Below are 24,047 nucleotides of genomic sequence, written 5' to 3'. Positions count from 1 at the left end.
CGAAAGAACGAGACCTTGTCCAAGAGCATCGAAGTCAACGACCTCCACGTCTACTACGGCAGCTTCCTCGCCGTTGAGGGCGTCTCCCTCTCAATCGAGCCCCGCAGCGTCACGGCCTTCATCGGCCCCTCCGGCTGCGGCAAGTCGACCTTCCTTCGCACACTGAACCGCATGCACGAGGTGATCCCGGGCGCGCGCGTCGAGGGTGAAGTCCTCCTCGACGGCGACAACCTGTACGGCCCTGGCGTCGACCCGGTGCTCGTTCGTCGCCAGGTCGGCATGGTCTTCCAGCGCCCGAACCCGTTCCCGACGATGTCGATCAAAGAGAACGTGCTGGCGGGCGTCAAGCTCAACAACAGCCGCATCTCGCGGTCGGATGCCGAGGCGCTCGTCGAGAAGTCGCTCCAGGGGGCGAACCTCTGGAACGAGGTCAAGGACCGTCTCGACAAGCCCGGCTCCGGACTGTCGGGCGGCCAGCAGCAGCGCCTCTGCATCGCGCGCGCGATCGCCGTGTCGCCGCAGGTGCTGCTGATGGACGAGCCGTGCTCCGCCCTCGACCCGATCTCGACGTACGCGATCGAGGAGCTGATCGAAGAGCTCAAGCAGGACTACACGATCGTCATCGTCACGCACAACATGCAGCAGGCCTCGCGCGTGTCCGACCGCACGGCGTTCTTCAACATCGCCGGCACCGGCAAGCCGGGCAAGCTCATCGAGTACAACGACACGAAGTCGATCTTCACCTCGCCCACCGTGCAGGCCACCGAGGACTACGTCTCCGGCCGCTTCGGCTGAACCCGTTTCGGGACGGATGCCGCGACCCGCCGTCTTGGTCGGGTCTCGGTGTTCCCACTACAGGCGCTCTGGCCTCATGGTCGGGTCAGGGTGTACCCAGCTGCGGGCGGTCTGGCCGACGCGCCGGGTCAAGGCATCCGTCACCCGGCGTGTCGCCCACCATCCCCGCAGCTGCGCACATGGCGAGCGAACGGAGGGCCGGAGGGTCACGGCTCCTCCCCCGCGGCCCGTGAGCGCGTGCCCTCCACGACCGTCGTCCGGGTCCCGAATGCAGTGCGCGGTTTCGGCGAGCATCGCAAGATGTGCGGGACGAGCGACGGGATGATTCGGACGACCGCGCAACTGCGGTCCGAGGGTCGGAGTCGACGCGCGATCGCCCGCGAAACGTCCGGTCTCATCGTGGTGCGTCGCGGGGTTTACGCCTCACCGGACGCCTGCGCCGCTGCCGTCGACGCAGCGGCACACGGCGGGAGTCTCGCGTGCATCACCGCAGCCCGGCATCTCGGGTTGTGGGTGCTCGACGAAGGCTCGGTGGCGCATGTCTGGATGCGTCGCGGCGGCCATCGGCACCACCGCGACGAGCAGGATCCGTGCAAGTGCGTCGAACACTGGGATGACGACCGCGGACCCGACTCGTTCGCGCTCCCGCCGGTGCCGCGGATCTTGCGCCAGATCCTCTTCTGCCGGGGAATCGAGGAGTTCTTCGTCGTACTGGAGTCTGCGCTGCGACTCAAGCTGATCGACGCTGAGGGTCTGACCTGGCTGGGCGCGCACACCAGCGCGGCCGCGCGCGCGGCTATCGCGTTCGCCCGCACCGACGCCGACAGCGGACTCGAGTCGCTGATCCGCGGGCGGTTGCGGGCGTACGGACTGCCGGTACGGACACAGGTCGTGATTCCCGCCACGGGTCGGGTTGATCTTCTCATCGGCGACCGGCTTGTCGTCGAAGCCGACGGTGCCGCCAACCACGCGGACGCCGAGCACCGACACAAGGACCTGCGGCGCGACGCCAATGCCGCCATCTGGGGCTACCTGACGCTCCGGTTCGACTACGCCCTCATCGTCCACGACTGGGACCTCGTCGAGCGGGCGATCATGGCCCACGTCGCCGCAGGCCGACACCTGTAGCGAGCCTCTGGCCCGTACCCACCTGCGGGCGGCCCGCCCGACACGCCGGGTCGAGGCATCCATCCCCCGGCGTGTCGCCCACCATCCCCGCAGTTGGGTACACGGGGGCAGGCCGGCCGACACCGGTCAGTCGCGGGGGCTCAGCAGGTAGCGGTTGAAGCCGGCCGTGAGGGTCAGGTCGAGGGGCACCGAGGCGCCGTCCACGGCGGTGATCGGAGCCGCGAGCCGGACGCTCGACACCAGCCACGCGGCATCCGCTCTGCCCAGCGCGTCGACCGGGACGGCCTCGTAGGCGGTCTCGTGGCCGAGCGCAGCGAGGCGCTCGAACAGGCTCACCTGCGTCGTGCCGTGCAGGATCGCGCCGGTCGGCTCCGGGGTTACGAAACGGTCGCCGAAGCGCAGGATGACCGAGGCCGTGGGTGCCTCGAGCACCATGCCGTCTGACGACACGAAGATCGCGTCATCGGCGCCGCGGCGGTGCGCCTCGCGGATCGCCGCCATGTTCACCGCGTACGACAGGGTCTTGGCCCCCAGCAGCAGCCACGGAGCGCGCGCGGGCGCCGCACTGTCGTAGCCGCGATCGAGGGTGACGACACGGAGGCCGCGCTCCCGCGCCCCCCGGAAGTCCGCGGCCTGCGCGGCCGTGACCCACGCGGTCGGCGTCGGACCGTGCTCGACACCCCGGCTGAGGATCAGCTTGATCACGCCCTCGCCCTCGGCGGGACAGTTCGCCGCCGCGTGCACCACCGCCTGCCGCCACTGCTCCGGGTTTGGCAACGGCAGATCGCACAGCTGCGCCGAGTGCGCGAGGCGATCGAGATGCGCCGCCACCTCCTGCGGGTGGCCGTCGACGACGCCGATCGACTCGAAGATCCCGTCACCGCGCTGCGTGCTCAGCTCGCCGACGCTCAGCGCCGGCGTCGTGGGATCGACGGAGGTGAAGGTCTCGCCGAAGTCGGAGCGGGGATCGTCGGATGCCGCGGGGTCGATCATGAGGGCGAAGCGCCAGGTCATTGCACGAGCCTAGCCCGACGGGAATGCCCCGCCACGCGGCTCCGTTACACTGGAACAGCCGGGCCGCAGTAACCCCGGGCTCCATCTTTTGCCGCCGAGAGCGGCCTCGCGCCGAGAGGCGTTCTGCGGCCCGGCACTTCTCTGCCCAGGCGACGGTTCGCGTGCGCCACCGGCACTCTCCCGGATCAGGCCAGCGCATCCCGTCGCCACAGCGCGGCGCACGCGGCGAGGTCGCCCGCGTAGTCGGTGAGGCGCAGCGCTCGGGTGGTGAGGGTCGATGCCCGCTCCGGCTCGGTTGCCTCGTAGTCGTCGGCGACGTGCGTCGCACCGGACGCCTGCACGCGGCAGAACGCCGCAGCGCGCTCGAGCGCGATCGCGAAGTCGCCTTCGAACAGGCCGCGCAGGATCATGTCGACGAGCGCGATGAGCTCGTCGGGCCCGGCGGGAACCGGCGCGCCGGCGATCACCGGATCGACGGAGTCGAGCGCGATCCGCCCGCGCTCGTAGAGCAGTGCGGCGGTGCGGGGGTCGTCGTGGATCATGAGCTGAATCAGATAGAGGCGCCAGAGCGCGCCCGGCAGCGTGCGCGCGGGTGACCGCGACCACAGTTCGGCGAGGTCATCGATGCCGTGCTCATCGGTGAACGAGACAAGGCGGTCGAGCACTTCGCCGGTCGGATCCTGACGCACCCGGGCCAGCAGCGCATGCGCTGTCGAATGGGCGACGCGCGAGACTTCGGCGGGATCCTCGGCCGCGAACAGGCGGTCGAACACCTCGGCTGGCCGCCGTACGGGCTTGTGGAAGTCCCTCGAATCGTCGCTCATCGCTTCCAGGCTACCCGCGGTGACGAGCACCCGCGCGCGATCCGGCGTCGGCACCATCCAGGGCAGGCACATGGGTCGATCCCCCACCGCGTGCCGCGCGGTCACACCTGGTTGATGCGGATGTGGTTGCCCGCCGGGTCGCGGAAGGCGCAGTCGCGGGGACCCCAATCCTGGTCAATGGGCTCCTGCAGCACCTCGGCACCGCTGGCACGCACCCGCTCGAACGTCGCGTCGAGGTCGTCCGTCGTGAAGACGAGCGGACCGGGCAGCGAGCCCTTGGCGAGGAGTCGATGGAGCGCGTCGGCGTCGTCGGGCCCCCGCCCGGCGCCGGGCTCGGACAGCACGACCTCCAGGCCGGGCTGTCCAGGGAAGCCCAGGGTCACCCACCGGAACCCATCGTTGGCGAAGTCACCGTGGGGCTCGAGACCGAGGGCGTCGCGGTAGAAGGCGAGGGCGGCGTCGACGTCGTCGACGGTGATGGGGCAGTAGCGCAATGAGATCTTCGACATGCCTCCCACGCTAGGACGGGGCGCGGGATGACGCTTCTCCGATCCTGCTCGATGTCGCGCGGACCGGTCAATCGAAATCGGGACGCAACTCCTCACGGAGTTGCCTGAAGTTTCGCGGGGTCACCTTCCAACGCGCCTCGTCAGTCTCCTCGAAAGTCACTCTGTACTTGCCCGTCGTGCGGTTGAGCTGCACGAGAGCCTTCCGCGGCAGGTTCGCACCGGGCGTGTAGTAGCTGTCGGTGTACGCCTTCACCGCGGGCGCTACAGCCCACGGGTCCGAGGCCACGGCCGTTATCTCACCATCGGGCGAATAGAGGTATCCATGCGCCGCGTTGAACGCGCCATCGGGGAACTCCAGGATGATCGCCAGCGACTCCCAGCCGTCCCCGTCGACGACTGGATCTTCCATGTTGTCGATGAGGGCGCGGAAGAGATCGGCGGTGACATTGCCCGTCATGGAGTTCCTTTCACCTGACCGCGGAGGGCCATCATCTGACGAGGTAGGTGAAGTAGTTCGAGAGTTTCTCGAGCGCAGCGGCCGACAACTCAGGGTGCCTCTCGTGCATCACCTTCTCGATCGCCTCCCCTGCGTCGGTGAGCGACTTGTCGGCCCAGTCGATCCGAATCCTCGACGTCTCGTCCAGAGTCGCGCGAACTGCCTCACGAGCTGCCTCCGTGCCGAACCTGGCCTCGAACTCCTCGTCGTTCTTTCCTGGGTAGTTCTTGAGGAACACCACAATGGCGTCGCTGATGTCCGGATGATGGTCCGTCATGACTGTGCCTCTCGGTCAGAGCTCAACCCAGATACCGTACTAGCCGAATCGGGTGGGTCGCGTGAGCAGCTTGGCGATGCAGGCGGGCATCGCTTCGGCCGCCTCGTGCGACCGCGAGCGATACGAGGTCGGGGTTTCGCCGACGAGTTCGGTGAAGGTCGAGCTGAACGACCCCAGCGAGGTCGCGCCGACGGCGGTGCAGGCATCCGTCACCGACGCGCCCGCGCGCAGCAGCGCCATGGCGCGCTCGATGCGACGGGTCATGAGGTAGGCGTACGGCGTCTCGCCGTAGGCGGTCTTGAACTCACGGGAGAAGTGCGCGGGCGACATGAGGGCGTGCCTCGCCATGGTGGGCACGTCGAGCGGCTGGGCGTAGTCGCGGTCCATCAGATCCCGCGCGCGACGAAGGTGCACGAGGGTCTGTGGGGACTGCGGAGCGGATGCCACGGCCCGAACGATACCCGATGCCTCCGCTACGCGGTCGGGAGCGTGGTGATCGGGTCGGACGTCGGCTCGCCGCTCGGCGATCCGCCTTCCTCTTCGATCGTGATCGCCACCGCCTCGTCGCCTTCCTGGATCGGCGCGTTCAGCAGCGTGGTCGCAGAGCCGTCGGCGTCCGTCGTGAACACTCCGGCCGACACCATGACACCCTCACGCGCGAACCACAGCTCATACGCCTGGTCCGGGTCCAGTTCCGCGACGCCCTCGGTGACGACGACGGCCTTGCCGACCTCGTCCGACCATTTCAGTGTCGCGTGCCCACCGCCTTCCACCTTCGCGGTGCTCGTCTGGGCGTCAGGCGCCGACTCGATCTCGTTCTGTGCCACCACCGCCGCCGGCTGGTGGAGCCGGTCCCCGATCATCGCGACGCCGGTGCCCAGCGCCACGAGCAGGACGAGGGATGCCGCGAGCGCGAGCAGTCCCCGCGTCCACTGCCGCCGGGAGACTGTCTGGATCGCCTCGGTGTTCGGCGCGGGCTCTCCCCCGGTCCCGGAGTCTGCAACGGGGGTTTCCGCATCGGCGGCGGGCTCGGAAGCGATCCTCGCCAGGAGCGCCTGCCGGACGTGCGCGGGCGGTGCGACCTCGGCGACCCCGTCGGCGAGGTCTGCGGCGGTCGAGGCATCCGCATCCGCAATCGCGGTCCACTCCGGGTGCGCGGCGAGAGCGACATCATAGGCCTGCTGATCCTCGGGCGACAGCGCGTGCAGCGCGTGGCCCGCCGCCAGTTCGGCGAACTCGTGCACGTTCATCTCGTCACCCCCATCTCGGTGCGCAGGCGGGACAATCCGTCTCGCATCCTGGTCTTGATCGTGCCCAGCGGCACTCCCAGGAGGGCCGCGATTTCGCTCTGACTGTATCCGCCGTAGTAGGCGAGCGTGATCGCCTCGCGCTGGATGGCCGGGAGCGTGGCCACCGCGCCCACCACGCGCGTTCCTTCGATCTTCAACTCCACCTGCTCGGCAACCTCGTCGTGTGCGATGTCGAGATCGCGGGAGCCGATGCGAACATCACGGTCGGCGCTCGCCTGCGCCGCCCGCACGCGGTCCACCGCCCGGCGATGCGCGATCATGAAGACCCACGATCTGCCCTGACCTTTGTTCGGAGCGAAGCGCCCGGCGGATTGCCACAGCTCGAGGAAGACCTCCTGCAGCACCTCCTCGCTCTGGGCGCGGTCGATGAGCACCCGGAGGATCAGGCCGAAGACGCGCGGCGAGAGCATGTCGTAGAGGTCCGCGAAAGCACTCTGGTCGCCACCGGCGACGCGCACGAGGAGGGCGCCGACATGATCGACCTGCTCGGTGCCGTCCTCGGGCACGTCCACGCCATCGATCACCACGTCCCCCAGCATGCCCTACCCACCACCGCTCCCCTAGGTATTCCTGTCGGGCTCGCTCACCCGAAGGTGAACGAGTACACTTCCACGCCCGCCGGTTCGCTCCTCGGCTTCTGCGGGTTGTTCGCCTCGATGCGTGAATCGGATTGCATCGACGCACCGGTGTGCAGCGCGCCAATCCGATCCAGGACCGGCCCCGAAGAGCCTGTGTACGCCGCTTCCGCGGCGCACCGCCCCGGCTGGCCGGGACGAGTGACCGTGAGTCCGCCCTGCGGGCTCCGAGACCGGAGGAACTCATGCACAGCAGGAAGATTCACGCCACCGCAGGCCTGGCGCTTGCATTCGCGGCAGTCATCGCATTGGCGGGGTGCACGTCCGCGACCACGGCCGGGTCGATGGACGACACCGCCCCGAGCGCACAGCAGACCGAGACGCCGATGGCTGAGGAGACCATGATGGATCCGGCCGCCAACCTCGTCGGGCCGGCCTGCCAGGCCTACGCCGACGCGGTGCCGGACGGCGCCGGCTCGATCGAGGGCATGTCGCAGGACCCCGTCGCGGTCGCGGCATCCAACAATCCGATGCTGACCACGCTCACGGCTGCGGTGAGCGGACAGCTCAACCCCGACGTCAACCTCGTCGACACCCTCAACGGCAGCGAGTTCACCGTCTTCGCGCCGGTCGATGACGCGTTCGCGAAGATCGACCCTGCGACGATCGAGGCGCTCAAGACCGACTCCGCCACGCTGACGACGATCCTCACGTATCACGTGGTTCCCGGACAGATCGAGCCCGACGCGATCGTCGGCACACACACGACCGTCCAGGGCTCGGATCTCGAAGTGACCGGAAGCGGCGACAGCCTGATGGTCAACGGCGCCGCAGTCCTGTGCGGCGGCGTCCAGACGGGCAACGCGGTCGTGTACCTCATCGACACGGTGCTGATGCCCCCGGCTCAGTAGAAGACTCCGGCCGCTCGGGGGGGCGGCCGGCCCACAGGAGCCGGCGTCGGCTTCACGGGGCGGCGCGACCGCTGGTGCACTGCGAGGGTGCACCAGCGGTCGCTTGCGTGCGGCGTTCCGAGGCTTCGACGGGGCGAAGTAGGCTAGGACGTCGCGGGCCTCTAGCTCAGTCGGTAGAGCATCGGACTTTTAATCCGCGGGTCATGGGTTCGAGCCCCATGGGGCCCACCGCATCCTGATCGTCTTGCACGGTCGGCCGGCAGATTCAAGCGCCGCCTCGACCTGTGCACCACGGGTTACATTCGATTCATGGTCGAGGGAGCGGCATGAGCATCGATGGAGCCTCGGGCCCGATCGAGCCCGGTGGCCTGCTCGCCGGTCGCTATCGCATCCAGGAGCTCATCGGCGAAGGCGGAATGGCCGACGTCTACCGTGCTGAAGACACGGCGCTGGGGCGCACCGTGGCGATCAAGGTCATCCGCGGGCAGACCGACACCCCTGGTCACCTCGAGCGCGTCCGTTCCGAGACGACGATCCTCGCCTCGATGAGCCATCCCTCCCTGGTCACCCTCTTCGATGCGCACCTCGGCGAGCAGGGCCAGGGCTACCTCGTAATGGAGTACATCGACGGTCCGACGCTGCGAGACCTCATCGCAAGAGGACCGGTGGATGCCGCGGAGGTCGCTGCCATGACGGCCGAACTGGCCGAGGCGCTGCACGCGGTGCACAACGCCGGGATTGTGCATCGCGACATCAAGCCGTCGAACGTCATCCTCGCCCCGTCGCCGCTGCCCGGACGCCAGTTCCGCCCCAAGCTGGCCGACTTCGGCATCGCCTACCTCCTCGACTCGACACGCCTCACCACGCCGGGGATGCTCATCGGCACCGCCGCCTACCTCGCGCCTGAGCAGGTGCGCGGCCAGCAGCCCGCTCCCCCGGCCGACATCTACGCGCTGGGGCTCGTCGCCCTCGAGGCCATCACCGGCCAGCGCGCGTACCCGAATGCGGCCGGGCATGAGGCGATCGCGATACGACTGACGGTCCCGCCGACTGTTCCCGACTCGCTGGAACCCAGCTGGAAGCGCCTGCTGACAGCGATGACAGCGACCGACCCCGCATTGCGCCCGACGTCGCTCGAAGTCGCGGTGGCGGCATCCGCCCTCATCGCACCGCCCGGCGCGACCGGACTCACCGCCGTCCTGCCGGTCGGCGATCAGCCCACCGAGGCGCTGCCGGGGGCGGCGGTTCTCGGTGCGGCCGCGGGCGGGGCCGCGCTCGGCGCGGGCGCCGCAGGCGCGGCCGCCGCAGCGGCGGATGCGCCGACGCAAGCCGCCTTCACGCCGCCCCTCCCCACCATCCCCGCATCCGTAGCCGCGGCCGCCGCCGGCTCAGGCAACCCGCCGCGGAAGTCCCGCCTGCGACCCGGACTCATCGCCGCAGGGGCCGCGGGACTTGCCCTCATCGTCGCGCTCGGCATCGCCTGGTTCGCGGCTCTGCCCGGCCCCGCCGCGGAGCCGTCGCCGAGCCCGTCGTCGACCCCGTCGGTTGTCGAGTCACCCTCGACCGAGCCCGCCTCCGACCCTTCGCCGAGCGTGGCGACGACGCCACCGGACGACAAAGGGAACGACAACAGCGGGCCCGGCAACGACAACGGCGGCGGAAACGACGACAAGGGCGACGACAACGGCAAGGGCAAGGGCAAAGACGGCTGAGCGCGGTGCGCCGGGTCAGAGCGCCGTCCGGGCGGTGCGCCGAGCGTGCGCGCTGAGGTCATCGCCTCGGCCCTCGAGGAACTCCTCGAGCGCTGACCGATCCACCCGGCCGATCTCCCGCAGCGCGACGCCGACGTTCGTCTGCACGAGATGCTCCGGGTCGGCCGCGAGAAGTTCGCACAGCGCGAGCGGGTCGCCGAGATCGCGGGCTCGGATGATCCAGAACGCCGCCGTGATCGCCGCACGCCGATGCCACCAGCGGTCCGACCGCGCGAGCTCGAACAGCACGTCGCGTGGCTTGTCGAGCAGATACCAGCCGACGACCCTCGGAGCTGACCGGTCGATGTAGTCCCACGTGTCGATGCGATCGACCCGACTCATCCACAGTTCGTACAGCTCCCCTCGCTCCGCCTCGCCGAGCCCCCGGCTGCGGGTCTTGAAGTCCAGGATGCTGACCGCGACCATCTTGAGCTCGTAGACGTCCGTGTCGAGCAGCGCGGCGACCTCGGACAGCGGCATCCGGGTGTTCGTCTTCGCGATATCGAAGAGCGTCCCCATGCGCACGCCGATCACCGAGGTGACCTCGTCGGTCATCCGCCGCTGGATCTTGGCGCGTTCGTCGGCGGATGCCTCGGCCTCGAGCGCCGCGCGCACCCCTGCTGCGGTCGGCTCAGACACCCGACGGCGCGAGCTCGGCGCCCGCGTGCGCCATCTCAGCCAGCGCCGCCTCTCCGGATGCCGGCGCCACGGCGGCGATGAGATCGGTCAGCACCCGGACGTGCCGACCGCGCTCGATGGCTTCGAGGGCCGATGCCCGTACGCAGTAGTCGGTGGCGAGCCCGGTGACGTCGACGTCTACGACACCGTGCGCGTCGAGCAGTGCGGCGACGGTCTCGCCGGCCTCGGTCTTCCCCTCGAACAGCGAGTAGGCGGGCCTGCCTTGGCCCTTCTTCACATGGTGGGTCACGGCATCCGTCACCAGACCCGGGTCGTATTCGGCGCCCTCGGTGCCGCCGACGCAGTGCACCGGCCAGGAGTCGACGAAGTCGGGCTCGCCGGCCGCGAAATGGCCGCCGTTGTCGTTGTCGCTGTCGTGCCAGTCTCTCGAGGCGACGATGACGGCGTAGTCCTCCGCGTGCGTGGCGAGGAACCGCGAGATCCGCTCGGCGACGGCGTCGCCGCCATCGACGGCGAGCGGACCGCCCTCGGTGAAGTCGTTCTGGACGTCGACGATGAACAGCGCTTTGCTCATGATCCGAGGGTACGCCCGTCTTCGCGGGCGAGCTTGGACGGCCACCAGATAGCCCGGCCGATGTCGTGCGTCACCGCGGGCACCAAAAGCGAGCGCACCACGAACGTGTCCAGCAGCACGCCGAACGCGACGATGAATGCGAGCTGGGCGAGGAAGAGGATCGGGATCACCCCGAGCGCCGCGAAGGTGGCCGCGAGCACGAGGCCCGCCGACGTGATCACGCCGCCGGTCGCCACGAGCCCCCGGAGGATGCCGGAACGCGTGCCGTGCACGAGCGTCTCCTCGCGCACGCGCGACATCAGGAAGATGTTGTAGTCCACCCCGAGCGCCACCAGGAACACGAAGCCGTACAGCGGCACAGCCGGGTCCGCCCCGGGGAAGCCGAAGACGTGGTTGAAGACGATCGCACTCACCCCCAGCGCGGCGCCGAAGGAGAGGATGACGCTCAGCACGAGCAGGATCGGGGCGAGGATCGCCCGCAGCAGCAGCATGAGGATCAGGAGGATGACCAGGAGCACGACCGGGATGATGAGCGTCCGATCGCGGATCGACGTGTCGTTGGAGTCGACGTCGGTCGCGGTGACGCCGCCGACCTGTGCAATGCCTTCGCCAAGCGTCTCGTCGAGGCTCACGCGCAGGTCGCGCACCGTCTGCTCCGCCGCAGCGGAGTCCGCGGCATCCGAGAGCGTGCCGATCAGCAGCACATCGCCGTCCGAGACGGTCGGTGCGGGTGCCGGTGCTCCGGGCGGACCGGGAACCGAGAGCACCACCTCGCCCCCTTCGAGGGCGACCGTCGCCTGACCGGTGGGTGAATCCTCGGATGCCACGGCCACCGACTCGATCCCGTCGCTGTCGGTGATCACAGCCGCGGCGTCGGCGAGGCCCTCCTCGGGCACGATCACATAGACCGGGCTGCCCGATCCGGCCGGGAAGTGCTCGGCGAGCACGTCCTGACCGTCCCGCGCCTCGGACGGGCCAAGCACCAGGTCGCTCGAAGGCACGCCATCAGCCTGCAGCTGCAGCATCCCTGCGGAGGCGGCGAGCAGCACGATGGTCGCGATCACCCAGACCGGACGCGCCCGACGCGCGACCAAGCGCGCCTGCCGCGGCCAGAAGCCCTTCACCGGCTGCGTGAGGTCGTCGGGGATCATCGCCACCGGCCGATTGGGGATGAAGGGCCAGAACGCCGCCCGCCCGAAGACAGCGAGCAGGGCCGGCAGGAAGGTCAGTGCGGAGAGCACGGCGAACGCGATGCCGATCGCCCCGATCGGCCCCAGTGCCCGGTTGGTGGCGAGGTCCGAGAGCACCAGGCACAGCAGGGCCGCGATCACCGTTCCCCCGGAGGCGATGATCGGCTCGAACGCTCCGCGCCACGCGCGGGTCGTGGCATCCCACTTCGCCGCACCGTCGGCGACCGCTTCCCGGAAGCGGGCGACGTACAGGAGCGCGTAGTCGGTCGCTGCTCCGATCACGAGGATGAAGAGGATGCCCTGCACCTGACCGTTCAGCACGAGCACGCCCGCCTTGGCGAGCCACCACACCGTGAGCAGGGCGACACACAGCGCGAAGGTCGAAGTGAGCAGCACGAGGACCGGCAGCAGCGGCGACCGGTAGACGATGATGAGGATCAGGAACACCGCACCGAGCGCGACGATCAGCAGCAGTCCGTCGATGCCCATGAATCCCGTGACCAGGTCTGCGGTGAACCCGGCCGGCCCTGTCACCCACGCCTCCAGCCCCTCGGGCAGCTGATCATCGAGAGTTGCTTTCAGAGCCGACACGGTGTCGACGACCTCGCCGTCGGTGGACACCGGCACGAAGAACTGCACCGCCTCGCCATCGTCCGAGACGATCGGCGGAGATACGTCACCGTCTATGCCTTCCACGGCGGCGAGCTCGTCCGGCAGGTCCTGCAGCGCCGCCAGTTCGTCGTCAGTCAGCGCCCCCTCGCCGGTGACGACCACGACGGCGGGGATGGAATCGCCGCCGAGGAAGTCGGGCAGGCGCTCGCTGACCGCGGTCGCATCGGAGGTCTCGGGAAGGTAGCTCGACTGGTCGTTCGAGGAGACCTCATCGACCTTTCCGAAGTACGGCCCGCCGATCGACCCGCCGACCAGCCAGATCAGGATGAGCACGACCGGGATGCCGATCCGCACCCAGCGCGTGGGTAGACGCTGAGAGTGATGAGCGGTCTTGAGGTCACGTCGGGTTGGCATATCGCTAGCTTATCTAGCAATCTCCCCTGCGCGCCACTCGGGGCCGACGGCGCGCTCCCTATGCTGGAGCGACCATGTACTCCTCCGCTATCGCGCTCATCGGCGCTCTGGTCTACGGCGCCGCGGACTTCCTCGGAGGCCTGGCGGCGCAGCGACTTCGGTCGATCGTCGTGACCGCGGTGGCCGCGTTCACGGGGCTGCTGCTGCTTCTGGTCACCTACCCCGTGATCGGCGGCGAGTGGATCCCGTCCGATGTCATCTGGGGCGCGCTCTCCGGTGTCACCGGTGCAATCGCGGTCGTGCTGCTGTACGCGTGCCTCGCGATCGGCCCGATGAGCATCCTGTCGCCCCTCACCGCGGTGGTCTCGGCGATCGCGCCGATGCTGTGGGGGCTCCTGGTCGAGGGCGAAACGCTCTCCCCCATCGGCTATGCCGGTCTCGGGGTCGCGCTTGTCAGCGTCGTGCTCGTCGGCTTCGTCCCCGGTGAGCAGGTCGCCCGCCCGAGCCTGCGCGGCATCCTGATGGCCGTCGGCGCCGGCGTCGCTATCGGCGCGTTCCTGATCATCATCGATCAGACCAGCGACGAGAGCGGCCTGGTCCCGCTCCTCATGAGCCGCAGCGTCAACACCCTGATCACCGGAGCGACGATCGGAGTCCTCGCCGTTGCTGCGGTGCGGGCCGGGCGGCCGGCAGCGTCGGTGTGGGCGCCCGAAGGCCCGAGGATCGGCGTCACACCGACGGGACACGCCGATCTCGAGCACGCGAGCGAGCGCCCCGAGCCGTCACCGGTCGGCCTGCTGCGCACCGCATGGCTGCTGGCCGCCGCATGCGGCGTGCTGGACGCGGGAGCCAATCTGCTGCTCCTCGTGGCGCTGCGCCTCGGCGATCTGACCGTCGTGTCGGCCCTGACCGCCACGTACCCGGCGGGCACGATCATCCTCGCTGCACTGGTGCTGCGCGAGCGGATCGCACGAGTCCAGTGGATCGGGCTCGCACTCGCACTGACCGCCGGGGTCCTGCTCGCGCTCGCTTGAATCCTGGAGCGCGACTCCGAGCCCCGGGCGCAGCCGTGATCAGCCGCGCGCGAAAAGCAGGATCCAGGACAGGATCAGCGCGACCAGGCCCAGCGCCAGCAATCCCGCGGCGAGCAGCGCCACGGCGCGCACGGCCGGCGAACCCTTGGTCAGCCGCATCCGGTTGCGACCGCCCCGCCGCGCGAACGCGTCGGCGATGCCCTTGCCCGCGACGGCCTCCTGCTGCTCTCGCGTGAGCCGCATCTGATGGACGACACCGTCATCGCCGAACCAGCGCGCGATCGTGCCTGCGTCATCCGGTTCCAGCACGACCTGCACGGGCAGCCACGTGCCGTCCGCAAGGCGGAGGATCAGTGCCACGACTCCCAGCAGCAGACCGGCGCCGAGACCCACCCACGTGAAGATCTCAATGATGGCGTCGATCGCGTGATCCATCGGCGCCTCATCGAGTGTCGGGAGCGAACAGCGGAGTCGAGATATGGATGAGGCCCGCCGAAGCGGGCCTCATCCATCCGAGCCACCTGAGAGAATCGAACTCTCGACCTATTCATTACGAGTGAATCGCTCTGCCGACTGAGCTAAGGCGGCGCGCCGCGCTTGCGCGTTGCACGATCCTCAATGTTACAGGGTCCGGGGAGTCTCCGCGAACCGGCCGAGCCCCGCAGCGGTCACTCGCAGCGCAGGCCGTCGTCGGGAACGGCTCCGGTGAGGAGGTATGCCTCGACCGCCTGGTCGACGCACGTGTTCCCCTTGTTGTAGCCCGTGTGCCCCTCACCGACCCGCGTGATCAGCACACCCGAGGCGAGCTGATCGGCGAGCGACACCGACCACTCGTAGGGTGTCGCGGGGTCGTTGGTCGTGCCCACCACGACGATGGGCGCCGCGCCGTCCGCGGTGATCGGCTCACGGATGCCGGTCGGCGGGTACGGCCACACCTGGCACGGGTCCGGTCCCGACCAGTAGGGCGCGATCGTCGGAGCCTTCTCAGCGAGGAGCGCGTCGGCGGCGTCCTTCTGCGCCTCGGTCGAATCATCCGGGTAGTCCATGCAGTTGTAGGCGCGGAAGGCCTCGGTCGAGTTGTCGGTGTACCGGCCGTCTTCCCTGGCGTAGTAGAAGTCGGTGAGCTGGAAGGCGACCTCGGGGTCGCCCTGCAGCGCGTCGGACAGCGCGATCGACAGGTACGGCCAGCTGTCCTGCGAGTACAGCGCCGCGACGATCGCGGTCATCAGCGAGTCGGCTCCGAGCTCTCGCCCGTCGGCGGCGGGCAGCGGTGCGCGGTCGACGCTCGCGAGAAGCGTCCCGAGGTCCGCCATAGCCTCATCCACCGTGCCGCTGAACGGGCAGCGCTCGCCCGCCAGGCAGTCGGCCATGTAGGCGCGCAGCGCGCTCTCGAACCCGACGCCCTGGGTCGTGCTGACATCGAGACCCGATACCGCCGGATCGATCGCCCCGTCGAGCACAAGGCGCCCGACCCGCTCAGGGAAGAGCTTCGCGTACGTGGCGCCGAGGAACGTCCCGTAGGAGTAGCCCAGGTAGTTCAGCTTCCGGTCGCCGAGGACGCCACGGAGCAGATCCATGTCCCGAGCGGCGTTGTCGGTCGTGATGTAGGGCAGGAGTCCGTCGCTGTTCGCCTCGCAGGCCTCCGCGAAGTCGGTGTGCGCCGCCAGCAGCTCGTCGGTCCATGCATCGGATCCGCGCGGGTTCTCGGCGATGTCGAACAGGTACGAGTCCATGTCCGCCGCGTCGTAGCAGACCACCGAGGTCGACTCACCGACGCCACGGGGGTCGAAGCCGATCACGTCGTACGCGCGCTGCAGCGGCGCGCCGACGGCGAAGTCGAGCGAGTCCCGTACGAGCGCGATGCCGCTCGCACCCGGACCGCCGGGGTTCGTGAGGAGCGAGCCGAGTGTCGTGTCGCCGGTCGCACGATGGCGGATGACGGAGAGATCGATCTTCCCCGCCCCCGGGTCGGACCAGTCGAGCGGCGCGCTCACCTTGGTGCACTCGAACCCGTCGTCGCACTTCGCCCAGTCGAGATCCTGCGCATAGAACGGCAGCAGCGCCGCATCCACCCCTTCAGTGTCCGGCGCGGCACTCGCGTCGGAGGTCGGGCCGCCATCGGGAATCAGCTGGTACAGACAGCCGGACAGCGCGACGGATGCCACCGCCAGCCCTGCGACGATGCTCGTCGCGCGCGCGGCCCAGCGCGAACCGCGCGGCTTCAGAGGGATCGGGTTCACGGTGTCCTCCCGCTTGCGACGGTCACGAGCATGCTCTCCAGGGCCAGGGTGGGCGCGACGTTCTGTTCGAGATTCCGCCGCGTCTCAGAGATGCGGTCGAGCACGGTCAGGGTGCGCTCGGGCGTCCACGCCGCCGCGAGCGCACGGAGGTCGGGCTCGAGCTCCGCGTTGATGAGATCGTCGGCGCGACCGAACTGCAGCAGCACGACGTCGCGGAACAGCGACTGCAGGTCGGTGAGCACGCGGTCGATGCCATCGCGCAGGCTGCGCGTCGCGCGCCGCTTCTGGTCGTCCTCGAGGGCGGAGAGCTGGGCGCGCACGGCCGGCGGCACTGAGGCGCCTTCGGCGATGCCGAGCGTGCGCAGCAGCGAGGCGCGCTCCGACTCGTCGCGCTCCGCGGTGAGTCCCTTGGCGTCCTCGGTGGCAGCCTGCACGATGCGGCCGGCCACCTCGACAGCGTCGCCCACGCCCCGCACCGCCATCACGGCGCGCAACGTGTCGTCGCGACGCGCGCGAGCCGCGGCATCCGTCGCCAGCCGCTGCGCCATGCCGATGTGTCGCTGCGCGTGACGCGCGGATTGCTCCGCGGTCGCCGCGTCAACGCCCGTCCGCCGCACGATCAGCTGCGCGACGTCGGCGATCTCGGGGTCGCGCAGCCGCAGCGTGCGCACCCGGGAGCGGATCGTCGGGAGAAGGTCGGCGTCGCTCGGCGCGCAGAGGATCCACACGGTCTGCTCGGGCGGCTCCTCGAGTGCCTTCAGCAGGACGTTCGACGTGCGCTCCGTCATGCGGTCGGCGTCTTCCATCACGATCACGCGATGACGGCCCAGCGACGGCCCGAAGTAGGAGCGCTCGACCAGGGCGCGCGCATCCTTGATCGAGATGATGACACCTTCGGTGCGCAGCGCCGCCAGATCGGGATGCGTGCCGGCGAGCACCTGGCGCATCGCCTGCTCGTCTCCCGGCTCGGCGATCAGCGCGGCCGCGAACGCATGCGCGAGTGTCGAGCGACCCGAACCAGGCGGGCCCGTGATGAGCCACGCGTGCGCCGAGGATGCGGGATCGGATGCCGCGGCCCGCAGCGTCTCGACGGCGGCGTCCTGGCCCCACACGTCTGCCCACGGCAGTTCGGCGACCGCTGCCGTGGCATCCATGCGGCCCAGCCTATCCGTGCGCGCCGACGCCGCCGCTGATGCCGCCGTCCACACCATGCCGTGCCGTGACGAGCGCCCGCACGTCCGCGGCCAGGTCGTCGGCGGGGCGTGAGGCGTCGAGCACCAGGAACCGATCCGGCTCCGCGGCTGCGAGCGACAGGAACTCGGCACGCACGAGGTCGTGGAACGCGGAGTGCTCCGCCTCGAGCCGGTCGAAGGGCTTCTCGTCGGCGTCGAGCCTGGTTCGCGCGCTCGCCGGATCGAGGTCGAGCAGCACGGTCAGGTCGGGCAGGAGACCTTCGGCCGCCCAGAGCGAGAGATCGCGCACCTCCGCACGGCCGAGCACCCGGCCCGCACCCTGGTAGGCGACGGACGAGTCGAGATAACGATCCTGGATCACGATGTCGCCGCGCTCCAGCGCGGGCCGGACGACGGTGGCGATGTGGTGCGCGCGGTCGGCCGCGTACAAGAGCGCCTCCGCGCGCGGTGCGATCTCACCCCGGTGGTGCAGAACGATGTCGCGCACGAGCACGCCGACCTCGGTGCCACCGGGCTCGCGAGTGCGCACCACGGTGCGCCCGAGGCCGGTGAGCCACTCTTCGAGCAGCCGAGCCTGGGTCGACTTGCCCACGCCGTCGCCGCCCTCGAACGTGATGAACACCCCCGAGCCGGCGGGGTCAGCCGGTCGGGGGGCCGCCCTGCCGGTCACTTCTTGGCCGGCGCCTTGCGGGTGGCAGCGGGCGCCTTGCGGGTGGTGGTCCGCTTCGGAGCGGGACCCTTCGCACGCTTGTCCGCGAGCAGCTGCTTGGCCCGCTCGAAGTCGGTGCCTTCGACCGTCTCCCCGCGCGGGATCGTCGCGTTCGTCTCGCCGTCGGTGACGTAGGCGCCGAATCGACCGTCACGGATCCGGATCGGCTTGCCGCTGACCGGGTCGTTGTCGAATTCCTTGAGCGCACTCGAGGCCCGTCGTGCTCCGAACTTGGGCAGCGCGTAGATCGCGACGGCCTGATCGAGCGTCACATCGAAGATCTGCGCCTCGGTCTCGAGAGAGCGCGAGTCGGTGCCCTTCTTGAGGTAGGGACCATAGCGGCCGTTCTGGGCCGTGATCGGGTCGCCCGACTCCGGGTCGGCGCCGACCACCCTCGGAAGGGAGAGCAGCTGCAGCGCCGTGTCGAGGTCGACGGTCTCGACCGACATGCTCTTGAACAGCGAAGCGGTGCGGGGCTTGGGCGCGACCTCTTTCTTCGCCCCGCGCTTCTTGGGCGCGGCCTCGACGACGCCGGTGGTCTCGTCGACGGTCTCGTCCGCAGCGGGCTCGACCTCTTGGACATAGGGGCCGTAGCGACCGTCCTTGACGACGATGAGCTTGCCGTTCTCCGGGTTCTCGCCGAGCACGCGGTCGCCGGCGACGGGGGCGTCGATGAGCTCCTGCGCCTTCTCGGGCGTGAGCTCGTCGGGCGCGAGGTCGTCGGGGATGTTCACCCGGCGCGGCTCGGCATCCGGAGCCGTCGGATCGATGATGTCGAGGTACGGCCCGTACTTGCCGAAGCGCAGCGTCGCCGTGTCCGAGATCGGCGTGGCGTTGAGCTCGCGCGCATCGATCTCGCCCAGGTTCTCGACGATGTTGCGCAGGCCGATCTCGTCCTCGGAGCCGAAGTAGAAGTCCTTCAGCCACGCGGCGCGGCCCTGCTCGCCGCGGGCGATCGCATCGAGATCGTCCTCCAGCGACGCCGTGAAGTCGTAGTCGACGAGATAGGCGAAGTGCTGCTCGAGCAGGCGCACGACGCTGAAGGCGAGCCAGCTGGGCACGAGCGCCTGGCCGCGCTTGGTGACGTAGCCACGGTCGAGGATCACATCGATGATGCTCGCGAACGTCGAGGGACGCCCGATGCCCTTCTCTTCGAGCGCCTTGACCAGGCTCGCCTCGGTGTAGCGCGGCTTGGGGGCGGTGGCGTGCCCCTTGGCCTCGACGTCCTTCAGTCGCAGGACATCCCCGATCGCCATCACGGGCAGCACCTGGTCATCGGCGCGGTCCGCGTCGCTGCGCTTCTCGTCGTGGCCTTCTTCATAGGCCTCGAGGTAGCCCTTGAAGGTGTAGACGGTGCCGGATGCCGTGAACTCCACGTCCTTCCCATCGGCGGTCACGCCGAGGGTGACCGTGGTGGTCTCCTTCTTCGCATCCGACATCTGACTCGCGATCGTCCTCTTCCAGATGAGGTCGTACATGCGCAGTTCGTCGCGATCGAGGTGCGACGCGACCGTCGACGGCACACGGAATTCCTCGCCCGATGGGCGGATCGCCTCGTGCGCCTCCTGCGCGTTGCGGGTCTTGTTCGGGTACACCCGCGGGTTCGGCGGTACGGCCTTGTCGCCGTAGAGCGCGACCGCCTGCGCGCGCGCCGCTTCGACCGCCTGCTTGGACAGCGCGGTCGAGTCGGTGCGCATATAGGTGATGTACCCCTTCTCGTAGAGGCGCTGCGCGACGCTCATCGCGTGCTTGGCGCTCATCGAGAGCTTCCGCCCTGCTTCCTGCTGCAGCGTCGAGGTCGTGAACGGAGCGTTGGGGCGGCTCGTCCCCGGCTTCGATTCAATCGACGTCACGGAGGCCTCGGCGACAGCCTGGATCGCCGCGGAGAGCGAGCGCGCCGCTGCCTCATCGAGGACGACGACGGCCTTCTTCAGCTGCCCGCGATCATCGAAGTCGTTTCCGCGGGCGAGGGGTGCACCGCCCAGGCGAGCGAGCCGCGCCGCGAATGCCTCGCCGTCCTTGGCTGCGAGCGCCGACACGTCCCAGTACGACGCGGAGATGTGCGCGATCCGCTCACGCTCGCGCTCGACCACCATTCGGGTCGCCGCGGACTGGACGCGACCGGCGCTGAGCGCGGCGCCCTCGCGGCCGCTGCCGACCTTGCGCCAGAGCACCGGCGAGACGTCCCAGCCGTAGAGGCGGTCCAGCACTCGGCGCGTCTCCTGGGCGTCGACGAGCGCGAGGTCGAGTTCTCGCGTGTTCTGCGCGGCTGCCTGGATCGCGTCCTTGGTGATCTCGTGGAAGACCATGCGCTTGACCGGGACCTTGGGCTTGAGCACTTCGAGGAGGTGCCAGGCGATCGCCTCGCCCTCGCGGTCCTCATCTGTGGCGAGCAGGACTTCGTCGGCGGTCTTGAGGGCGCGCTTGAGCTCGGCGACGGTCTTCGTCTTGCGATCGTTGACCACGTAATAGGGGTCGAAGTCGTTGTCGACGTCGATCGAGTACTTGCCGTACGCCTGCTTCTTGTCGTCCGGGATCTCCTTCTTGCTCGCGAGATCGCGGATGTGCCCGACCGAGCTGAGCACCTCGTAGCCGTCACCGAGGTAACCCTGGATCGACTTCATCTTCGTCGGAGACTCGACGATGACGAGCTTCTTGCCTTCTGCCAACGGGGGCGTCCTTTCTTCGATGCACACCATACACACCGTCTGCCGGAGTGCGGGCTGTGAGGATCTCCGGCGAACCCCGCGGCGGCGTCCCATCGACGAAGCTCACGGGGGCGGACCAGCCCTCGCCCTGGCGGTCGCGACGAACTGGCGGAATGGTGCCGAAACGGTGACGGTGACGGTCAGATCGGTCACCTCGCAGGCCGTCACGACCGCACCCGCGGTGACCGCGACCTCGGCAGCCCGGTCGCACGGATCGCCAGGCACCGCTCCGGCCGCCGTGTCCGCGGCGGCCAGCGCAGCGGCGTCCGCGGCCCCGGCGAGTCGCTGGGCGAAAGTCGCCGCGGCGCCGACCGAGGCGAGCCCGACCGTCATCGCTGCGGCCACCCCGACGATCGCGACGGACAGAACGGCGCCCGCCATCAGAGTCCTCCGGCAAGTGCGCAGCTGGAGGCGTGGACGGTGAGGATGCCGAACCCGGCGGGAGCGCTCGCCGCGATGCAGACGAGGTCGCCCGGCCAGGAGATCTCGGCCTCCGAGCCGGGCACGGCATCGGCCAGCACGCCCAGCGCCCGACTGCTCGACTCGCCGCGCGCCACCAGGCGAGCCGCATCGGCCGAGGCATCCTGCAGCCGGATCTGGCGGATACCCGACCCCAGTGCCCCTCCTGCGAGCACGAGCACCAGCACCACCGCGGGCAGCGCGACCGCGAACTCGGCGACGACCGAGCCGCAGTCATCGCCGAGCCGCGGCCGTCTCATGCCACCGTGAGGGCGCGCCGCACCAGATCGGTGAGGATTCCGCGCACTTCATCGGAGCGCATGATCACGACCAGAAGCCCCGCGAAGGCGACGGCCGCCATGGTCGCGATCGCGTACTCGGCGGTCGCGGCGCCGGTGTCGTCCGAGAACAGCACCCGGGCGCGACGGCGGGTCAGGGTAGGTATGGACATGGATACTCCTTCTTCATCGGTGATAGACGGGCACGACACGGGAACGGCCGAGAGATCGGCTGGGCATCACAGCGACAGGGACATCGTCGACATGACGCTGAGCAGCATCGGGGCGACCCCCAGCAGGAGGAACGCGGGCAGCGTGCAGACACCGAGAGGAATGAGCAGCCGCGACGAGAGCTTCGCTGCGCGCACGCGGCCGTCGACCCTGGCGCGATGCCGGGCGAGCGCGGCGGAAGCCCGCAGGAGCTCGGCAGCCGGGACTCCCGCGCGACGCGAGAGCGCCAGCACGGCCTCGGTCGCGGCATCCGCCGGCGCGCCCGTCGCAGCGAGCACCGCGGCGCGTGCGCGATCGATCGAGACCCCACCGGTCAGGGCGATCGCGAACAGCTCGGCACCGATGCCCGGGATGCCGGGCGCCGCGCCCGCGCGTCGCACCAGCGCACTCGTCCAGCGGTGGGCGGTGAAGATCAGTGCCACCCCGGTGACCAGGCATCCGATGCCGAGGGGATTCGTCGCGAGGGTGAGCAGCGTGTCGAATCCGAGCGCGACTCCGAGCCCGACGGCCACCAGGGGCAGCCACGCCATGAGCTTCGCGGTGCCGGCCGGCTCAGCGAGCGCGACCCGGATGTCGTCGTCGGCCTCGGCCGCGTCGCGCAGCGCTCCGGCCAGCGCGCGCAGGCTGACCGCGAGCGGGGCGCCGACGTCGGCGGCGACCGTCCACGCAGCCGCCAGGTCGATCCACTCCGGCCCGCAGCCTGCGATCGCGTCGGCGAGCGGTATGCCGCGACGCACTTCGCCGGCTACGCGGGTCGCCACCGGATCGCCGTCGTCGGCGAGGTGACCCCACGCACGCAGTGGGACGATTCCGGCCTGCAGCAGCACCGCGAGACGGAGCACGGTCTCCGCCGCCGTGTTCGGCGCCCTGGTGTTCCCGATCGTCGGCGTGCCTTTCGGCTCCTGCCGGGTGCCGGCCTCCCGCAGCCCGATCACGCGCTCGTCCACGGCACTTCCTCGATGCCGAGCCGCCCGTAGTCTCCGATGATCGGGCGCCCGATCGCGGCGAGCCTGCGAGAGCCGTCCGGATCACGCTCCACGTGCAGCACGAGATCGAAGGCGCTCGCCGCCTGACGTGCGAGAGCGTGATCGTCGAGCCCGGCGAGTGCGCCGAGTGCCTCGAGGCGCGCGGGCACCTCGTGCAGCCCATTGGCGTGCAAGGTGCCCGCGCCTCCGTCGTGTCCGGTGTTCAGAGCCGAGAGCAGCTCGCGCACTTCTTCACCGCGGCACTCCCCCACCACCAGCCGGTCGGGTCGCATCCGCAGCGCCTCGCGGACCAGCCGCGCGAGCCCGATTCCACCCGCGCCTTCGAGGTTGGGCTGACGCGCCTCCAGCCGGACATGGTGCGGGTGCTCGATGCGCAGCTCGGCGACATCCTCGATCGTGACGATCCTCTCGGTCGGCTCGGCGCAGCCGAGCAGCGCCGCCAGCAGGGTCGTCTTGCCCGCGCCGGTGGCCCCCGTCACCAGCAGGTTCTCGCGCCGGGCGACAGCGCCCTCGAGCCAGGCGCGCAGCCCCGCGTCGAACATGCCCCCCGCCTGAAGCGCCGCGAGATCGGGGCGATCCAGACGCGGCACCCGGATGGAGATGACCGGCCCGGCCGGCGCCACCGGCGGCAGCACCGCGTGCACCCGCAGTCCGTCCTCGAGCCGCACGTCCGCACAAGGCCAGGCATCGTCGAGGTGCCGGCCGCCGAGCGCGATCAGAGCGACCGCGAGTTCGCGCACGTCGTCTTCGGCCGCGCGCCACTCGGGAGCGCGAACGGCACCGGTTCCGCGATCGACGAACAGCCCGTCAGCGCCGTTGACGAACAGATCGGTCACATCCGGATCCTCGAGGTAGCCGGCGAACGGCGCCAGCACGGCATGACGCACTTTGGGAGCCGACGGCGGAGGGGGCGCCACCGCGGATTCCGGCCGCTCCCGGTCGACTGCGCGAGGCGGCCGCGGCGGTGTCCATCCTCCGGCGGTGGCATCGGACGGCGCGGCTGTCGTGCGGAGCAGGATCGGCAGATCAGCCGGGTCTGCGGGGGATGCGGCGAGGACCGGCGCAGCCGCGGAACGCGCGGGGGCCGCTGGGCGCGGATGGATCACGAACGGCTCGGGCATGCCCCGAAGCTAGAGGTGCCCATCACGTCCGCCGAGGCATCCGTCCGCTCCGTGGACGGGCGCAGGACG

General features: G+C 69.9%; 26 protein-coding genes and 2 tRNA genes. 6 read left to right on the top strand and 22 right to left on the bottom strand.

Annotated features, from left to right (window positions below):
- The first annotated feature begins 15 nt into the window (after positions 1-15).
- Entirely contained in the window at positions 16-795 is a 780-nt protein-coding gene (pstB, locus tag ACXJ3V_RS05590; protein WP_457099267.1) for a phosphate ABC transporter ATP-binding protein PstB, read from the top strand.
- A gap of 321 nt (positions 796-1,116) precedes the next feature.
- A complete protein-coding gene (locus ACXJ3V_RS05585) occupies positions 1,117-1,923 on the top strand; it encodes an endonuclease domain-containing protein (RefSeq protein ID WP_457099266.1) in 807 nt (268 codons plus the stop codon).
- Between the two features lie 126 nt (positions 1,924-2,049).
- Here ACXJ3V_RS05585 and ACXJ3V_RS05580 read toward each other — a convergent pair whose 3' ends face one another.
- From ACXJ3V_RS05580 to sigK, 8 genes are all read right to left on the bottom strand, one after another.
- Positions 2,050-2,937 carry an aminotransferase class IV gene (locus tag ACXJ3V_RS05580; protein ID WP_457099265.1) on the bottom strand — a complete coding sequence of 296 codons (888 nt, stop codon included), beginning with the start codon at positions 2,935-2,937 and terminating at the stop codon, positions 2,050-2,052.
- Between the two features lie 185 nt (positions 2,938-3,122).
- Positions 3,123-3,761, bottom strand: a complete 639-nt coding sequence (locus tag ACXJ3V_RS05575) for a DNA-directed RNA polymerase subunit beta (RefSeq protein WP_457099264.1) — start codon at positions 3,759-3,761, stop codon at positions 3,123-3,125.
- Positions 3,762-3,862: 101 nt separating this feature from the next.
- Entirely contained in the window at positions 3,863-4,270 is a 408-nt protein-coding gene (locus tag ACXJ3V_RS05570) for a VOC family protein (RefSeq protein ID WP_457099263.1), read from the bottom strand.
- A 67-nt stretch (positions 4,271-4,337) separates the two neighbouring features.
- Entirely contained in the window at positions 4,338-4,727 is a 390-nt protein-coding gene (locus tag ACXJ3V_RS05565) for a hypothetical protein (protein ID WP_457099262.1), read from the bottom strand.
- A gap of 31 nt (positions 4,728-4,758) precedes the next feature.
- A complete protein-coding gene (locus ACXJ3V_RS05560) occupies positions 4,759-5,043 on the bottom strand; it encodes a hypothetical protein (protein ID WP_457099261.1) in 285 nt (94 codons plus the stop codon).
- 39 nt (positions 5,044-5,082) lie between these two features.
- Positions 5,083-5,430: a helix-turn-helix transcriptional regulator gene (locus tag ACXJ3V_RS05555; RefSeq protein ID WP_457099426.1), complete on the bottom strand. Its 348-nt coding sequence runs from the start codon at positions 5,428-5,430 to the stop codon at positions 5,083-5,085.
- Between the two features lie 86 nt (positions 5,431-5,516).
- Complete coding sequence (locus ACXJ3V_RS05550) at positions 5,517-6,293, bottom strand: anti-sigma factor (RefSeq protein ID WP_457099260.1); 777 nt, start codon at positions 6,291-6,293, stop codon at positions 5,517-5,519.
- Positions 6,290-6,892: an ECF RNA polymerase sigma factor SigK gene (gene sigK, locus ACXJ3V_RS05545; protein WP_457099259.1), complete on the bottom strand. Its 603-nt coding sequence runs from the start codon at positions 6,890-6,892 to the stop codon at positions 6,290-6,292. Before sigK ends, ACXJ3V_RS05550 begins: the two co-directional genes overlap by 4 nt.
- Before the next feature lie 281 nt (positions 6,893-7,173).
- Here sigK and ACXJ3V_RS05540 point away from each other — a divergent pair, with 281 nt between their 5' ends.
- The 3 genes from ACXJ3V_RS05540 (at position 7,174) to ACXJ3V_RS05530 (ending at position 9,551) form a co-directional block, all read left to right on the top strand.
- Positions 7,174-7,839 carry a fasciclin domain-containing protein gene (locus ACXJ3V_RS05540; protein ID WP_457099258.1) on the top strand — a complete coding sequence of 222 codons (666 nt, stop codon included), beginning with the start codon at positions 7,174-7,176 and terminating at the stop codon, positions 7,837-7,839.
- A 155-nt stretch (positions 7,840-7,994) separates the two neighbouring features.
- A tRNA-Lys gene (locus tag ACXJ3V_RS05535) sits at positions 7,995-8,067 on the top strand.
- A gap of 98 nt (positions 8,068-8,165) precedes the next feature.
- Positions 8,166-9,551, top strand: a complete 1,386-nt coding sequence (locus ACXJ3V_RS05530; protein ID WP_457099257.1) for a serine/threonine-protein kinase — start codon at positions 8,166-8,168, stop codon at positions 9,549-9,551.
- A 15-nt stretch (positions 9,552-9,566) separates the two neighbouring features.
- On the opposite strand, the gene ACXJ3V_RS05525 is transcribed toward ACXJ3V_RS05530, so the two are convergent.
- The 3 genes from ACXJ3V_RS05525 to ACXJ3V_RS05515 are packed head-to-tail and all read right to left on the bottom strand — an operon-like array spanning position 9,567 to position 13,019.
- A complete protein-coding gene (locus ACXJ3V_RS05525; protein ID WP_457099256.1) occupies positions 9,567-10,229 on the bottom strand; it encodes a DNA alkylation repair protein in 663 nt (220 codons plus the stop codon).
- Positions 10,222-10,803, bottom strand: a complete 582-nt coding sequence (locus ACXJ3V_RS05520) for an isochorismatase family protein (RefSeq protein ID WP_457099255.1) — start codon at positions 10,801-10,803, stop codon at positions 10,222-10,224. The genes ACXJ3V_RS05525 and ACXJ3V_RS05520 overlap by 8 nt, the downstream gene beginning before the upstream one ends.
- Positions 10,800-13,019: an MMPL family transporter gene (locus tag ACXJ3V_RS05515; protein ID WP_457099254.1), complete on the bottom strand. Its 2,220-nt coding sequence runs from the start codon at positions 13,017-13,019 to the stop codon at positions 10,800-10,802. The genes ACXJ3V_RS05520 and ACXJ3V_RS05515 overlap by 4 nt, the downstream gene beginning before the upstream one ends.
- Positions 13,020-13,093: 74 nt before the next feature.
- On the opposite strand from ACXJ3V_RS05515, the gene ACXJ3V_RS05510 reads away from it, so the two are divergent.
- On the top strand, positions 13,094-14,053 hold the full coding sequence (locus ACXJ3V_RS05510; RefSeq protein ID WP_457099253.1) for an EamA family transporter: 960 nt from the start codon (positions 13,094-13,096) through the stop codon (positions 14,051-14,053).
- 39 nt (positions 14,054-14,092) lie between these two features.
- On the opposite strand, the gene ACXJ3V_RS05505 is transcribed toward ACXJ3V_RS05510, so the two are convergent.
- From ACXJ3V_RS05505 to ACXJ3V_RS05455, 11 genes are all read right to left on the bottom strand, one after another.
- Entirely contained in the window at positions 14,093-14,488 is a 396-nt protein-coding gene (locus ACXJ3V_RS05505) for a hypothetical protein (RefSeq protein ID WP_457099252.1), read from the bottom strand.
- Between the two features lie 80 nt (positions 14,489-14,568).
- A tRNA-Thr gene (locus ACXJ3V_RS05500) sits at positions 14,569-14,641 on the bottom strand.
- A gap of 80 nt (positions 14,642-14,721) precedes the next feature.
- Entirely contained in the window at positions 14,722-16,293 is a 1,572-nt protein-coding gene (locus ACXJ3V_RS05495) for an alpha/beta hydrolase (RefSeq protein WP_457099251.1), read from the bottom strand.
- Entirely contained in the window at positions 16,290-17,447 is a 1,158-nt protein-coding gene (locus tag ACXJ3V_RS05490; protein WP_457099250.1) for a DNA polymerase III subunit delta', read from the bottom strand. The genes ACXJ3V_RS05495 and ACXJ3V_RS05490 overlap by 4 nt, the downstream gene beginning before the upstream one ends.
- Before the next feature lie 10 nt (positions 17,448-17,457).
- A complete protein-coding gene (gene tmk / locus ACXJ3V_RS05485; RefSeq protein WP_457099249.1) occupies positions 17,458-18,156 on the bottom strand; it encodes a dTMP kinase in 699 nt (232 codons plus the stop codon).
- Positions 18,153-20,864, bottom strand: a complete 2,712-nt coding sequence (gene topA, locus ACXJ3V_RS05480; RefSeq protein WP_457099248.1) for a type I DNA topoisomerase — start codon at positions 20,862-20,864, stop codon at positions 18,153-18,155. The genes tmk and topA overlap by 4 nt, the downstream gene beginning before the upstream one ends.
- Positions 20,865-20,966: 102 nt before the next feature.
- Positions 20,967-21,284, bottom strand: coding sequence for an Rv3654c family TadE-like protein (locus ACXJ3V_RS05475; protein ID WP_457099247.1), 318 nt, complete (start codon positions 21,282-21,284; stop codon positions 20,967-20,969).
- A complete protein-coding gene (locus tag ACXJ3V_RS05470; RefSeq protein ID WP_457099246.1) occupies positions 21,284-21,622 on the bottom strand; it encodes a TadE family type IV pilus minor pilin in 339 nt (112 codons plus the stop codon). Before ACXJ3V_RS05470 ends, ACXJ3V_RS05475 begins: the two co-directional genes overlap by 1 nt.
- Positions 21,619-21,813: a DUF4244 domain-containing protein gene (locus tag ACXJ3V_RS05465; RefSeq protein ID WP_457099245.1), complete on the bottom strand. Its 195-nt coding sequence runs from the start codon at positions 21,811-21,813 to the stop codon at positions 21,619-21,621. The genes ACXJ3V_RS05470 and ACXJ3V_RS05465 overlap by 4 nt, the downstream gene beginning before the upstream one ends.
- A 66-nt stretch (positions 21,814-21,879) precedes the next feature.
- Positions 21,880-22,818 (bottom strand): type II secretion system F family protein, encoded by a 939-nt coding sequence (locus tag ACXJ3V_RS05460; protein WP_457099244.1) that lies wholly within the window; start codon positions 22,816-22,818, stop codon positions 21,880-21,882.
- Entirely contained in the window at positions 22,803-23,978 is a 1,176-nt protein-coding gene (locus ACXJ3V_RS05455; RefSeq protein WP_457099243.1) for a TadA family conjugal transfer-associated ATPase, read from the bottom strand. Before ACXJ3V_RS05455 ends, ACXJ3V_RS05460 begins: the two co-directional genes overlap by 16 nt.
- Positions 23,979-24,047: the final 69 nt, after the last annotated feature.

This window comes from Microbacterium sp. P5_E9 (genome assembly GCF_054049175.1).
This window is presented reverse-complemented; position numbering and strand designations above follow the sequence as displayed.

Coding starts and splice junctions, on each gene's coding strand:
- ACXJ3V_RS05585 (WP_457099266.1), top strand. CDS start 1,117: ATGATTCGGACGACCGCGCAACTGCGGTCCGAGGGTCGGAGTCGACGC.
- ACXJ3V_RS05580 (WP_457099265.1), bottom strand. CDS start 2,937: ATGACCTGGCGCTTCGCCCTCATGATCGACCCCGCGGCATCCGACGAT.
- ACXJ3V_RS05575 (WP_457099264.1), bottom strand. CDS start 3,761: ATGAGCGACGATTCGAGGGACTTCCACAAGCCCGTACGGCGGCCAGCC.
- ACXJ3V_RS05570 (WP_457099263.1), bottom strand. CDS start 4,270: ATGTCGAAGATCTCATTGCGCTACTGCCCCATCACCGTCGACGACGTC.
- ACXJ3V_RS05565 (WP_457099262.1), bottom strand. CDS start 4,727: ATGACGGGCAATGTCACCGCCGATCTCTTCCGCGCCCTCATCGACAAC.
- ACXJ3V_RS05560 (WP_457099261.1), bottom strand. CDS start 5,043: ATGACGGACCATCATCCGGACATCAGCGACGCCATTGTGGTGTTCCTC.
- ACXJ3V_RS05555 (WP_457099426.1), bottom strand. CDS start 5,430: ATGGACCGCGACTACGCCCAGCCGCTCGACGTGCCCACCATGGCGAGG.
- ACXJ3V_RS05550 (WP_457099260.1), bottom strand. CDS start 6,293: ATGAACGTGCACGAGTTCGCCGAACTGGCGGCGGGCCACGCGCTGCAC.
- sigK (WP_457099259.1), bottom strand. CDS start 6,892: ATGCTGGGGGACGTGGTGATCGATGGCGTGGACGTGCCCGAGGACGGC.
- ACXJ3V_RS05540 (WP_457099258.1), top strand. CDS start 7,174: ATGCACAGCAGGAAGATTCACGCCACCGCAGGCCTGGCGCTTGCATTC.
- ACXJ3V_RS05530 (WP_457099257.1), top strand. CDS start 8,166: ATGAGCATCGATGGAGCCTCGGGCCCGATCGAGCCCGGTGGCCTGCTC.
- ACXJ3V_RS05520 (WP_457099255.1), bottom strand. CDS start 10,803: ATGAGCAAAGCGCTGTTCATCGTCGACGTCCAGAACGACTTCACCGAG.
- ACXJ3V_RS05515 (WP_457099254.1), bottom strand. CDS start 13,019: ATGCCAACCCGACGTGACCTCAAGACCGCTCATCACTCTCAGCGTCTA.
- ACXJ3V_RS05510 (WP_457099253.1), top strand. CDS start 13,094: ATGTACTCCTCCGCTATCGCGCTCATCGGCGCTCTGGTCTACGGCGCC.
- ACXJ3V_RS05505 (WP_457099252.1), bottom strand. CDS start 14,488: ATGGATCACGCGATCGACGCCATCATTGAGATCTTCACGTGGGTGGGT.
- ACXJ3V_RS05490 (WP_457099250.1), bottom strand. CDS start 17,447: ATGGATGCCACGGCAGCGGTCGCCGAACTGCCGTGGGCAGACGTGTGG.
- ACXJ3V_RS05475 (WP_457099247.1), bottom strand. CDS start 21,284: ATGGCGGGCGCCGTTCTGTCCGTCGCGATCGTCGGGGTGGCCGCAGCG.
- ACXJ3V_RS05470 (WP_457099246.1), bottom strand. CDS start 21,622: ATGAGACGGCCGCGGCTCGGCGATGACTGCGGCTCGGTCGTCGCCGAG.
- ACXJ3V_RS05465 (WP_457099245.1), bottom strand. CDS start 21,813: ATGTCCATACCTACCCTGACCCGCCGTCGCGCCCGGGTGCTGTTCTCG.
- ACXJ3V_RS05455 (WP_457099243.1), bottom strand. CDS start 23,978: ATGCCCGAGCCGTTCGTGATCCATCCGCGCCCAGCGGCCCCCGCGCGT.